Origin of the sequence: Halobacillus trueperi, assembly GCF_003386945.1 — a bacterium.
Lineage (GTDB): Bacteria > Bacillota > Bacilli > Bacillales > Halobacillaceae > Halobacillus > Halobacillus aidingensis.
Genome location: NZ_QUAE01000001.1, coordinates 87,875 through 100,950 on the forward strand (window position 1 = coordinate 87,875; position 13,076 = coordinate 100,950).

11 protein-coding genes are annotated in these 13,076 nt (G+C 43.6%); 8 read left to right on the forward strand and 3 right to left on the reverse strand.

The features are described 5' to 3' along the window. Positions 1-456: 456 nt before the first annotated feature. Genes DYE48_RS00430 through DYE48_RS00440 form a run of 3 tightly spaced genes read left to right on the forward strand, consistent with a single transcriptional unit; the run spans position 457 to position 4,148 of the window. Positions 457-2,550 (forward strand): BglG family transcription antiterminator, encoded by a 2,094-nt coding sequence (locus tag DYE48_RS00430; RefSeq protein WP_115821897.1) that lies wholly within the window; start codon positions 457-459, stop codon positions 2,548-2,550. Between the two features lie 13 nt (positions 2,551-2,563). Further along, positions 2,564-3,001 (forward strand): PTS mannitol transporter subunit IIA, encoded by a 438-nt coding sequence (locus DYE48_RS00435; RefSeq protein WP_115821898.1) that lies wholly within the window; start codon positions 2,564-2,566, stop codon positions 2,999-3,001. A 1-nt stretch (position 3,002) separates the two neighbouring features. Next, positions 3,003-4,148: a mannitol-1-phosphate 5-dehydrogenase gene (locus DYE48_RS00440; RefSeq protein WP_115821899.1), complete on the forward strand. Its 1,146-nt coding sequence runs from the start codon at positions 3,003-3,005 to the stop codon at positions 4,146-4,148. A 130-nt stretch (positions 4,149-4,278) separates the two neighbouring features. Here DYE48_RS00440 and DYE48_RS00445 read toward each other — a convergent pair whose 3' ends face one another. After that, a complete protein-coding gene (locus DYE48_RS00445) occupies positions 4,279-5,022 on the reverse strand; it encodes an IucA/IucC family C-terminal-domain containing protein (RefSeq protein WP_115821900.1) in 744 nt (247 codons plus the stop codon). Positions 5,023-5,234: 212 nt separating this feature from the next. Here DYE48_RS00445 and DYE48_RS00450 point away from each other — a divergent pair, with 212 nt between their 5' ends. The 5 genes from DYE48_RS00450 to DYE48_RS00470 all read left to right on the forward strand — a co-directional run bounded on the left by DYE48_RS00450 (position 5,235) and on the right by DYE48_RS00470 (position 12,031). Further along, the gene (locus tag DYE48_RS00450; RefSeq protein WP_115821901.1) at positions 5,235-7,070 is read left to right on the forward strand and encodes an IucA/IucC family protein; all 1,836 of its coding nucleotides are present in this window, start codon (positions 5,235-5,237) and stop codon (positions 7,068-7,070) included. After that, positions 7,051-8,982 (forward strand): IucA/IucC family protein, encoded by a 1,932-nt coding sequence (locus DYE48_RS00455; protein ID WP_115821902.1) that lies wholly within the window; start codon positions 7,051-7,053, stop codon positions 8,980-8,982. The genes DYE48_RS00450 and DYE48_RS00455 overlap by 20 nt, the downstream gene beginning before the upstream one ends. A 21-nt stretch (positions 8,983-9,003) precedes the next feature. Next, on the forward strand, positions 9,004-10,182 hold the full coding sequence (locus tag DYE48_RS00460) for a type III PLP-dependent enzyme (RefSeq protein WP_115821903.1): 1,179 nt from the start codon (positions 9,004-9,006) through the stop codon (positions 10,180-10,182). Between the two features lie 98 nt (positions 10,183-10,280). Continuing rightward, entirely contained in the window at positions 10,281-11,288 is a 1,008-nt protein-coding gene (locus DYE48_RS00465; protein WP_115821904.1) for a TDT family transporter, read from the forward strand. Between the two features lie 89 nt (positions 11,289-11,377). Beyond that, a complete protein-coding gene (locus DYE48_RS00470; RefSeq protein ID WP_244199333.1) occupies positions 11,378-12,031 on the forward strand; it encodes a lysozyme family protein in 654 nt (217 codons plus the stop codon). 53 nt (positions 12,032-12,084) lie between these two features. Here DYE48_RS00470 and DYE48_RS00475 read toward each other — a convergent pair whose 3' ends face one another. Then, entirely contained in the window at positions 12,085-12,495 is a 411-nt protein-coding gene (locus DYE48_RS00475; RefSeq protein WP_115821905.1) for a DUF3021 domain-containing protein, read from the reverse strand. Further along, on the reverse strand, positions 12,492-12,950 hold the full coding sequence (locus DYE48_RS00480) for a LytTR family DNA-binding domain-containing protein (protein WP_115821906.1): 459 nt from the start codon (positions 12,948-12,950) through the stop codon (positions 12,492-12,494). Before DYE48_RS00480 ends, DYE48_RS00475 begins: the two co-directional genes overlap by 4 nt. Positions 12,951-13,076: the final 126 nt, after the last annotated feature.

The following is a 13,076-nucleotide window of genomic DNA, read 5'->3' on the forward strand; positions in this document are numbered from 1 at the left end:
TCTGCGGTGCAATTAAAAGAGCAAGGAAAATGTAGAGGGTTGGGAAACATTCCGAAAATGATAATAAAAGCTTAAAAGTCGCTAATAAATGTTCAAAAGGTGCTAATAAAAACCTTCAAGTCGCTAATATCCGTTCAAAAGCTGCTAATAAAAATACTGAAACCGCTAATAGGTGTCCAGGAAGATACTGATAAAAGTTTAAAGACGCCGATAAATGATCGAAAGACACTGATAAAAGTCTAAAAGTCATTGATTAATGTTCAAAACCCACTGATATATGCTCCTAAGACGTTGATCACTTACAAAATTTAATGAAGCATAGCTTATTAAATTTTGTCGCGCCTAGTGTGACGAAGATGACTTTTCTAATCATTGAAAACCCTTACGATGAAACCTATCATGGAAATATAGAAACAATAGTTATTAAATCTTGTCCTTGAAGGAGGTGGGTCATGAATGTATGTGACAGGTCGTGAAAGGAAGATCTTAGATCGCCTGCTTGGTCAGGATGATCAAGTGACGGTGAAACAATTGGCCAAAGAGCTATATATCAGTACAAGAACGGTGCATCGGGATTTGAAAGGGATTGAAGATATCCTGGCCGAAAGGGGATTGTTGCTTGAGAAAGAATCCGGGGGCGTCCTTTTGGTAAAAGGGCTCGTAGATCAGAAGAAAACGCTCAAGATGGAGTTAAGTCAGCAGGCCTCGGTGGACTATACGCCGGAAGAACGGCACGTTTTGATTTTATCTAAGCTTTTGGAAACTCGTGAACCTGTCAAGCTGGTGGCGATTGCGAATGATCTTGGGGTTACGGTAGCAACGATCAGTCATGACCTCGATAAAATTGAAGATCACCTCAAGGACTTTCAGTTGAAACTTGTTAGAAAAAGGGGCTATGGCGTTGAAGTAGTCGGAGAAGAATCGGGCATACGAGAAGCCATTAGTCAATTAATTATGACCCATATGAATGAGCTCGATTTTTTCACAATGGTGAGGCAGAACATCCAGGAAGGGAATCAAGTGGTTGAAGATTCTTTATCCGGACAGCTGCTGGATATCGTTAATAAAGAAACTCTTGCGCTTATTGAACATCACGTCGATGAGTTGCGGAAGGATTTATCGTACCCTCTGGCGGATAGTGCTTACATTGCGTTGGTCGTGCACCTTGCTTTAGCGATTGAACGCATGCAGCAAGGGGAAAAGATTCATATCGATGAAACACAGTTGGAAAAGCTCCGTGCTACGAAAGAGTATTCTTTTGCAGAAGATTTGATCGAACAATTAGCAGGTACGTTTCAACTTTCTATACCAGAAGCTGAAACAGGGCATATTACGATGCATTTAATGGGGGCGAAGGCGAGGTACAATCGTGATTCTTTGCTCGAAGAATCAAGTATGAGCATCGCGTTTAAAGCGAAACAGCTGATCGCTAAAGTCTCCCGGCGTGTAGGGATGGACTTCAACGAGTATGATCGTTTATTGAATGATCTTGTCGTTCACTTGAAACCTAGTGTTTACCGTTTACAGCATAACATGGATATCGAAAACTCATTTACTGATCAAATGGAAGAAGATTATCCTGTTTTGTTCGAAGAAGTGGAAAAGTCGCTTCAGGAAGTATTTCCAGGATTGCATTTTCCCCGTGAAGAAACCGCTTTTATCGTGATGCATTTTGCATCTGCGCTTCTGAACATGGAAGGTGTGGCTGGAATCAATGTCCTTGTCGTCTGTTCCAGTGGAATCGGCACGGCTAAAATTCTGGCTGCCAAACTGCAGAAGAAGTTCAACGACATTGAACAGATTGAACATCATTCTCTGTTTGATCTTAAGGGAATGGATATTTCGCAATACGATTTGATCGTATCAACCATCCGTCTTGTTGATGTAGAGGCGTACGTCCAAGTGAGTCCTGTGTTACCTCAAAAGGATATTCACAAAATCGAGCATGCGATCAGAAGGGTACGTGTGACGAAGCAGATGAAGAAGCCGGTTATGGAACCGAAGGATGAAGATGAAAAGTCGTTCCAAGCCATTCAAGAGAAGGTAGGGGCTTATGAACGCTATGCCCGTAACATTAGTAAGGTTCTCAACCACCTGCATGTGACGAATATAGAAGCTACTCAAGTGGATGGTGCGCTGGGTCAGGCGGTTCACCATTTGAAAGAGGTCGGGGCTGTTTCTGAAGTGGACGACATTGTTGACCATTTGCTGGAACGGGAAAAAATCGGAGGACTAGGAATTCCGGAGACAAGCCTTGCGCTTTATCATGCGAGAAGCTCTTCCATCGACCAACCTTCCTTTTCTGTTCATATTTTGGATGAACCCTTGAAGGTTGAAGGCATGGATGGCGAGGAGATGATCATCAAAACGATGCTGCTCATGCTCGCACCTGAAGCGCCGAGTCAAGAAGGGCTGGAAACGTTGAGCTTCATTAGTTCTCTCATTATAGAAGATGAAGAGTGCACGTCGATCTTAGAATCTGAAAATGAAGAGAACATCCTTCATTATTTAGCAAACCAACTTTATACATTTTTAAAATCTAAAAGATAAGGGAGTTTTTATAATGTCTACAAACATTTTGAAAAAGGAAAACATCGAACTGAACAGAAGTCTAGCAACGAAAGAAGAAGCGATCCGCTATGTTGGTGGTATTTTGAACGAACAAGGGTATGTGGATGGAGCATACATTGAAGAAATGCTGAAGCGTGAAGAAATCACTTCTACATTCATGGGGAACTTCGTAGCCATTCCTCACGGGACAGAGGATGCGAAAAAGTCCGTTAACGAAACAGGAATTTCTGTTGTCACTGTACCGGAAGGCGTCGATTTCGGAGGTGGCAATATCGTCAAGCTTCTGATCGGGATTGCTGGTAAAGGGGATGAGCATTTGGAAATCCTTTCTCAAATCGCTATCGTTTGTTCTGAAGAAGAAAATGTTGAAAAGTTGATTGCAGCGGAAACGAAGGAAGAAGTTCTTCAAACGTTCAGTGAGGTGGAATAAGATGAAAGCTGTTCATTTCGGAGCAGGAAATATAGGGCGAGGTTTTATTGGCGCGCTTCTCGATCAGTCCGGCTATGAGACAGTTTTTGTTGATGTGAATGAAGCGCTGATTGATCTATTGAATGAACGCAATCAGTACTATGTGGAATTGGCTGGCGCCGATTCTACAATTGAGGTTAAGAATGTTAGTGGATTGAATAGTATGAAACAGCCACAAGAGGTGGTGGAAGCGATCGTTCATGCGGATCTTGTGACGACCGCTGTTGGACCTAACATCCTTTCTGTCATTTCAAAGCTTCTTGCAGAAGGATTAGAAGAGCGCATAAAGGAACAAGTGGGACCTTTGAATGTCATCGCTTGTGAAAACATGATCGGTGGATCCGAAGCGTTGAAACAGCATGTGCTTGAAAACATGGATGAGTCCTTGCATGATCAATTGGAAGGCTTGATCGGATTTCCAAATGCAGCCGTGGACAGGATAGTCCCCGACCAGCACAATGAAGATCCTTTGACCGTTAAAGTTGAACCTTATTATGAATGGGTAGTAGAAACGCCTGCCATCAAAGGGGTGCAGCCGGAAGTGGAAGGAATCACCTATGTAGAGGATCTTACTCCGTATATTGAACGAAAGTTGTTCACGGTCAATACAGGTCACGCAGCCACCGCCTATCTTGGAAGCTATTATGGACATTCCACAATCAAAGAAGCGATGGATGACCCTATAGTTAAGGAGAAAGTGGAAGGCGCGTTGAGGGAAACAGGTGCTGTGCTCATAGAAAAGTATGGATTTGACAAGGCGCAGCATGAAGGCTATGTGGACAAGATCATCACTCGTTTCTTGAACCCGGACTTGTCGGATGAAGTTACACGTGTAGGACGTGGCCCGATCCGTAAGCTTGGACCGAAAGATCGTCTTGTACGTCCAGCTGTCGAATATTTAGAACGAGTAGAAGAGGACCCGCATTATTTAGTAGAAGTGATTGCAGCTGCATTAAGTTACAAAAATGAAGCAGACTCTGAAGCGAAAGAGCTGCAGGGGAAAGTCTTAGACCATGGCCCTACAGCTGCTTTTAAGGATATCTCCGAACTAAATGATCATCACCGCTTAGTCCAATTGGTAGAACAGCAGTATAAAGAGATGAACTAACGAACCATAATCCCCACAGGAAATCCTGTGGGGATCTTTTGTTATCTACTAATGGCTAGTTTTTGAATAAGTAGTTTATTCCATTTACACAGAAAAAAGAAGCCCTGAGCTTTTCTGATAAGCTCGGGCTTTATTTGATGCGGTCGTCGCGCTCTTCGTCGGGGATGAGGGGGCAGGTGGGGCAGCATTTGGCTTTGTCTGCGTCATGGAGCATGTACTTCATGCAGCAATGACGTCTGACATAGGTTTCTTTTCCGTTGTCCGCCTGGTAAAAGCGGAATTTGAAATGCAGCGGGTTTCGCTTGTTTTCCTTGAACAATTCATGGGTGGTGAACCAGCGGAAGACGGTCTCTGTCCATTCATCTGCCTGGTCTTTCACAAGGACGCATTTTCGTTGATGGAGGTTGTGAGAGACGATGGAACGCATGTGTGTCGTCTTACACTTGGACACTTGTGCGACGGTTTGGAACAATGGTTGCAAATGTTGAGTAATGAACGTGTAAATAGATTCTTTTACTTCTTCTTCAGGCAAGTCCGCGATTTTGTGAACGGCATCCTCGTCTACGATATAATTCATTGCATTTTTTTCTTTTAGTTCAATGCAGATATTTTCAGGACTTGCATCAATGACGACCCCATGTCTGATCATCGTCTCAAACAACCCCATGGTGAGAACGGAATACATTTTTCCGAACAGCAAACCAGTGATGGCCAAGTTCGGGGCATCCAGCTGGTCCTTTTGCTTCGTCAGTAACTCTTTCACCGCTTTTTTATTTTGAATGAGATCATCGACTTTGTAATGAGAACGGTCCTTGTACTCAGAACCAACAAAGATGCGATGATCGTTCTGAATTTGTTCGAATACTCGTTTCATATCGATGTCTCCCGTTTGTAAGCTTTATTTTTGCTGATAACTGTTTTCAATTATAAAATAAAACCAATCATACAACAACTTAAGAAGCATAATGGACATGGACTTGGGAGTAAGCTAAGGTTATGAACACAAATAGGTCCGATTATGATTCGTTGTTTTAGGGAATAGACAGATCTACAATACAATATCATTCCTCCACGGAGGTGAACAAGATGGAAGCCATGAATCTAATACAAAAGAAATTACCGGGTTATGAATCAATATTTTTAGATAATGTTAAAAAAGCAGATATTCTTACTTTACATCAACTGATTCAAGCGATTTTTCGGGAGCGTGTCGTTCCCTATGAATGGAGGGACCGTAGAAATACATTGGTTCTTCTAGTAAACGATGGAGAACTTCACGTACCTGTTTCTAATCTTTACATATTTCAACACATTGATATTGATGGAGACATAAGGTTTGTGGATAATCAAGAAGAAAATCAATCCTTGGTCGATAAGTCCGAAACTTGCTTAGAACTGCTTTTCCCGGGAAATAATCGATCTGATTTTTATAAAGAAATCCTGAACAGTGTGACAAACCTGGCCCTGGCACTTACAGTAGCGGAGCATAGAAGAAGACAAATCGGAAACCTGGCAGAAGATGCGTTTTCTTATGCAGCTTCTCAAAAGAGCCCGCTGACTTTTTTTGAACAGTGGGTCATTCAAGGGCATACCATTCACCCATGCAGTCGAACAAGAATGGGCCTGACACCTGAGGATGTCGCCCGGTACGCTCCAGAATGGGAAGGGAAACCAGACGTACTGCCACTGCTTGTTCATAAAGATCGATATCATATGACTTCAAAAAATGATGAAAGCACGAAGTCCATCCTTTTGCAGGAATACCCGCAGCTTAAAGAAGCATTCCAACACGTCTGTGAAACTCATGATGTAGTTGCGGAAGACTATGAAATTATTCCGATCCATCCATGGCAATGGGAACACACCATCACAAAATATTATAAGGATGATTTGGAAGAAAAATTACTAATTCCGGTCAATGAATTCACGATCCCGACATCCGCACTGATTTCTTTCCGGTCGCTTGCACCTCTGGACGATCGGACCAAGCATCACATTAAAACGGCTGTCAATGTACAGATGACGAGCGCGGTTCGAACCGTTTCAGCGGCATCGACTAAAAACGGTCCCACATTATCCCGACTCTTGCAAACGATCTTCTGTCGTGATGAGGATCTATCACGCTCACTTTCCGTCATGGGAGAGGAAGTCGGTATTCATTATGAACCCCATCACGAAGAGAACCGGAATTTCCTGGAGAAAAATGCGGCGGCGATTTTACGAGAAAATCCAGAGAGAGACTTAGGAGTGGATGAAGTAGCGCTGCCAGCAGCTTCTTTGCTTGCGCCTTCGCCATTTTCAGGAAAGCTGGTCGTAGAAGAAGTGGCGGCAGACTATCCTTCACCTGAAGCATTCATCTATGACTATGCCAAGACGGTACTGCCCGGTGTGCTTACGTTGATTACGAAATATGGCATCAGCATGGAGGCCCATCTCCAGAATTGTGTCGTTATTTTTGAAAAAGGGAAGCCGAAAAAGGCGGTCCTCCGTGATTACGGAGGCATCCGGATCATGAACGAACGCTTAGAACAGTATTTTGACCAACAGCCGATCGACCCAAGTACGAATCTACTGACAAAAGATCGGTCTGAGTTATTGGATGTGTTCTCCCATGCGCTTTTCCATAATCATTTAGGGGAGATTATCGTCGCGCTCGCTAGACGAACAGCTGTCAATGAGAAAGTGATGTGGAGTAAAGTTGAGCAGGTGATCCACGAAACGTATGAACATATGAAAGAGGATAAACAAATTCTAACGGAAGCCCTGTTAGATAAAGAGGAGATTCTCATGAAACCGACGAAGATGAAGGCCCTCGTGAATATGCGGTTATCTGATCAATATACGGAAATTCTTTATGTGGAAATCCCTCATCCTTTTGCTGAAAGAAAAGAGGTGAAACAAAATGATCTTGCCCTTAACTGAACGTATGAACTCGCGAAATTCTGGTTTGCATAAAGAAGAAGAGCACGCATATCAATTCTTGAAAAGCGCTTATCCTGCTTATACTGCACGCTTCTTTGAATGCCGGGCTGAAGCAAGAAAAGGCATCCTGTTGAAGCTTGCCAATTCCATTATTCGTGAAAATATTGATGATCTTTATTCCGGTGCTGTTCCTATGGATGGTGAAAATTCATATTTAGGTAGAACTATTTTTGAAGATGGAGATTCGCCACTTGAGAAAGACCGAACGTATTTGCTGGTACAAAAGCAGGGAAACAAAATCTTATTCCCAGTTTTAAACAGATCGGCTTTCCGCTTTGTTGAAGTGGATGTGCCATTGCTGGTTGAGGGGCGAGGCGTCCGTCCTGTATCTTCTGGGTCAGAGCTTGTGTTTCTTTTGTTTCAAAAGGAAGACTACCCAAATCGGGAAACATTTGTACAGGAATTGAACAATGGAACGGCAAACCTTGCGCTCGCTCTAACTTTTCATGAGGAATGGAAACAGGCAGTACGCACGGAAGCTGCGAACCTTGAGGTGGAAACATCTATTGATTATGTGTTGGAAAAAGGGGAGGACGCCCATTTATTTTTCGAACAGCTTGTCGTTGAAGGGCACCATCTTCATCCTGGGGCTAAGACGAAAATCGGATTAACCTATGAAGATACATTCCGGTACTCCCCGGAATTTCATCAGACGTTTCCCATCCGTTTGGCTGCCGTTAAGAAGACATTGGTATTGAGCACTGGAACAACGTTCGAATCCAGTTTTCCAGAAACCGCTGAGACAGGGAAAAAGGAGTTAAAGGATTGTGGATACGTGGAGGGTCTGTATACGATTTTACCTGTGCACCCCTGGCAGTTCGAACATGCGATCCCTGAGATTTATCAAAAGGAAATCGAAGATGAAGAAGTGATTCTGTTATCTTCAAGACCTATGGGTGCAGAGGCGACTTCTTCGTTCCGGACGGTGGCTCCTAAAAGGAAAGAAGCGCCTGTGTTGAAGCTTGCTGTGAACAGCCAGATGACGTCGACCGTCCGTTCGATTTCCACACAGACAGCGATGAATTCCACCGTTTTTTCAAAAATGATGCAGGAAATCAAAGATAGAGAGCCTCATTTGCATTCCTTTGTCCCCTTAAATGAATGGGGCGGGGCCGCTTTCCGATCTGAGGAACGGTTGAAAAGCCGTAATTTGACGATGTTAATCCGTGAATCTCTTCATCCGCATCTGGAAGAAGGGGAAGTGGCTGTTGCTGGGATGAGCTTGTACGCGCAATCCCCGATCAGTGGTTTGACGATCCTTCATGAGCTTGTAAAGGAATTTGAGACGAAACATCATCTCAGTCGGACCGAAGCGGCCAAAGAGTTTTTTTGTCATTATATACAAAAGGTGCTCCCGGGTTATATGACGATGATGGTCAAGTATGGAGTGGCATTGGAAGGGCATCTGCAGAACAGCCTGCCTGTGTTCAAGAATGGACGATTGACCCGATTCTTTTTCCGGGACTGGGGAGGAGCGAGGGTTTATGCAGAACGTCTTCGGAATCAAGGGATTTCTCCGAAGTTCGCCGCTGATTCGGTCAGTGTGACGAATGATCGTTCTCAGGTGCATAACAAGTTGTATTACACCGTTTTTCAAAACCATTTGGGAGAGATCATCCGTCAGCTCGTCAAATATTCCGGACTGCCGGAAGAAACATTTTGGATGGAAGTAAAAAGAGTGGTAAAGGAAGAGTTGGATCGATTGTCTCTGATGGATGATTTAGCCGTCCAAGTAGCAGAAGATCGAATGTTCCTATTCCAGCCGACCGTCATGCATAAGTCATTGACCCAAATGAGGCTGAGCAATAGTAAAGGGGACGCTTACACGGAAGTGCCGAACCCTTTAGCTTGAAGAAAGTGTGAGGATGTAGCCATGAGAATTGAACAATATATTGAAAATAAAAAACGAAAGCATGATGGGCCTATTTGTGCTTATGTTTATGATTTAGGTCAGTTACGGAAGCATGTGGATACATTGAAAAGGAGTCTCCCGGATTTTTGCCGGCTTTTTTATGCGGTGAAAGCGAATCCTGATCCGCGGATTTTAGGAACTCTCGCCACGATGGTCGATGGATTCGAAGTCGCTTCTGGTGGGGAATTGAAGAAAGTTCCCCATGATAACCACGTGCTGTTTGGGGCTCCCGCAAAAAAGCAAGCCGAAATAGAGGAAGCGATCGATGCAGGAGTGGAAGCCATCAACGTTGAAAGCTTCCATGATTTGAACCGCATCGAATGGCTATCCAAACAAAAAGATGTCGTTACTCCAATATTGATCCGCGTCAATTTGAGTCGTGATGTGCCTGAAAGTCATCATATGATGTCCGGCGTCCCGACTCAATTCGGTATTGATGAACGTGATATCCCGGAGATTTTAAAAAAAGCTCTTCAAATGAATCATGTGAGTGTGCACGGATTCCACTTCCACGCGATGTCTAACAATCTGAATGCTGAAGCACATGTGCAATTTGTGGCTATGTGCTTGGAAAAAGCAAAAAGTTGGCGGAACCATTTTGGATTGGACATCCGAACTGTCGATATCGGTGGAGGTATTGGCATCAATTATTGGGATCCGGACGATGGGTTTGAGTGGGACACGTTCGCTTCCGGACTTCATCAACTGGAAGGCCAAATGGACGGGCTGAGTTTAGTGCTTGAACTTGGAAGGTTCATGACGGCCGCTTCCGGCTCGTACGTGACCGAGGTGTTAGATGTGAAAGTCAACCATGATCATCATTTCGCCCTCATCCGAGGAGGGTCGCACCACCTCAGACTGCCTGCTGCCTGGAAAATGAGCCATCCTTTCCGTATTCACCCGGTCGAAGAATGGGCCCCCCCTTACGAAAGGCCAGGGATGAAGGATGCGGAAGTGACCATTGCCGGAGAACTGTGTACGCCTAATGATGTCCTTGTGAAAAGTGAATATGTGGAAGAACTAAGAGCTGGGGATGTTGTGATTTTTGACTATGCTGGTGCTTATGCTTGGACGATATCCCATCATGAATTTTTGAGCCATCCTGAACCGGAATTTATTTATTTAGATGAAAAGAAATAGCCGTCACATTTCGTGGCGGTTTTTTGTTGCTCTCCTTTCCATATTCGATCAATCGACTTACAATGGATAGATGTCGTTTGATGGAAAGGTAGAAATATATGATATACGAAGAGGAAAAAATCATCAATCCATCCGCCGGTGCCATCGTTATGGCCATCGGTATCTTTCTTTATGGGGCATGGCGGCAATTTTTCACCCATGGAGCTGTAGTTTCTGGTCTCTATTTGCTGCTGACTCTCATCATTTATCTTATGCTCATCAGGCAAAGTCTGCAAAAAGGTTTTTGGAAGCCATTCCTATCCAATCCTGTCAACTCCTTCGTCATTGGTTCGTGGGTGGCCGGTTTATCTGTGTTATCCCAAGTGATCTTCAAGTATTTGGAACGTCTGCAGTTTTTAGTTATTGGAATAGCGGGGCTTAATACACTGCTTTGTTTATTCTTTTTCTTCCTATGCCTCTTCAACTTCAAAAAGCTTTGGCTTCGTCCAACATTTCACCATATCCATGGAGTCATTCTGTTGTCGACGGTGTCCATCCAATCGCTCGTTATTATGTGGACAAACCTGTTTCCTGGAATCCCTACAACCATGGTCGCAAGTTTGATCACCATGGGGGTTGTGCTTTATTTAAATTGTTCAGCTCTCTTGTTCGTTCGATACAGAAACAAAACGTGGGCAATCACAGATGATTGGACAAATACCAATTGCATTTTACATGGAGCACTTTCGATTACAGGCCTGGCTGCTGTTTCGACAGGAGTCTTTTCCTCTTTTCTTGTTACTTCTCTCTGGTGGTTTGTATTAGGAATTTTATTAGTAGTAGAAGGGATGGAGCTGCTAAGAGCTTACCTTCGTGTGAAGAAACTAGGATGGCATAAAGGTGTGTGCACATACCATGTGAGTCAGTGGTCCAGGAATTTTACGTTTGGGATGTTTTATGCTTTTACGATGGTTATGCTGGAGAGTCCTGTGTACACATCCGTCTTTTACGACTTCCAACAATGGTTTCTATATCTCTGGGGCTGGGTCGTAGCCATTGCCCTGATTTATGAATTGATTTTATGGATCTATTCCTTTTATAAAAGTAGTTTTGAAACCTCTTCCTGAATCTGCCCATTTCATGCAAGTTCAAAGCCATTTGACTTGGAACATGGTAAGATATTGATAGAATCACGTCGAAGAGAGGGGGGAGAAGGGTGAATAAAAAGAATCATAGAAACAAAAACCGCTCATGGGGAGCCTTCCTTCTCCCCATCTTTCTACTTGGACTCGTTTTTTTTACGATGAAAAGTCAGCTTGGAGACGGAATCATGAGCAGCTGGACAACGGTCGAAGAAAATGAACCTGATCTTCCTCAGCAGGTGCTGCAGTATGAAGATGAAATCGAAACGTACGCCGAGCAGGAAGGCATCGGTGAATACAAGGATATATTGTTGGCTTTGATGATGCAGGAGTCTGGTGGACGTGGGGACGATCCGATGCAGGCGTCTGAATCCCATTGTGGGGAAGTGGGCTGTATTGGAAATCCTGAACAATCCATAGAACAGGGGGTCGCTTATTTCGCAAAAACGTTGGAACGGTCCGACGGGGATGTGAAACTAGCTCTTCAATCGTACAATTTTGGTGCAGGGTTCATTGATTTTGTGATGAACAATGGTGGGGAATATACGCAGGACCTGGCCATCGAATTTTCATCGAAGAAATATGAAGAATTAAAACATACAGGTAAATACAGCTGTATTCGTGAAGAAGCCGAACAGTATGATGCTTGTTACGGCGATATATACTATGTCGATGCCGTGCTTGACCATTATGAGGAAGATGGGGATCTAATTGCATCCTCTTCCTGATAAGGCATAAAAAATCGACTCGAACCTAAGAAAGGTTCGAGTCGATTTTTTTATTATAGGTGATTCAGTTCTTCATTGAGCTTCCTGGATTCGGATTTGAAATAAAGGTAGAAGCCGATCCATATGATGAAATAGATGAACAAGAACGACAGAATAGAGAGCAAAGCCGTGGTCATTTGAAAAGGAATCCATCCGATGCCGAAGCTGATGATGAAATAAAGCAGGGAGACCGTGATGAAATGTAAGAGGGTTTGCTGCCATAGTTTGAGCGTTGTGATTTCAAAATACAAAGGTGTCACGGAGAAAAACCAGCCACAAAACATACTGCCAAGCGAGTTACGAACGAAGGCTTCACTCGAAAGTGTTTCTACATCCCCAAACCAAATGACGGCGTAAGTCATAACAATGGCGAGAAAAGCGCCGAAGAAGATTCCGATCATGCTTCTGAATAAAAATGTTTTCACTTTTCTTTCCTCCTGTTCATTTTTAACATATTTTTGATTTCCTTAACATAATGCCTCGACGCATATTCTTTGCTTCCTGTCTGAAAATGAACGACCAGCGTACCGTGAAACGACGGCTCAAAATGACTGATTTTATATAAGTTGGCAATGGCAGATTTCGAGATACGGATAAACTGGTCAGATGGTAGAGTTTCGACCAGCTCATAAAGCTTTTCTCTCAATCTGTACTTTCCTTCTTTATGAGCGGCGTAGACGATTTCTTTTTCCGTGTAGAAATACTCAATGTCCCGAGGTTTAAGAAGATGCTGCCGTTCTTCTTTATAACCAATCACCAAATCATGTTTTTCCTCCTCCAAAGCATCCAGAATTTTCCTAATGGATGAATCAACTTCCTTACACTCGACGGTCACCTTTGTTTCTTCATGCAAGTCATTAATATCCACGATCAGTTTCATTTCCCCTTTCCCTCCCTCCCGTCTGTCTTTCTATTGTCAGTATAGACGTGCGTGTGATTTCTGTCATGAAAAGGCAGGTAAGTGGCAAAGTGGAGAGGGTGAGTGGTATGATGAGTGCGGTCACTT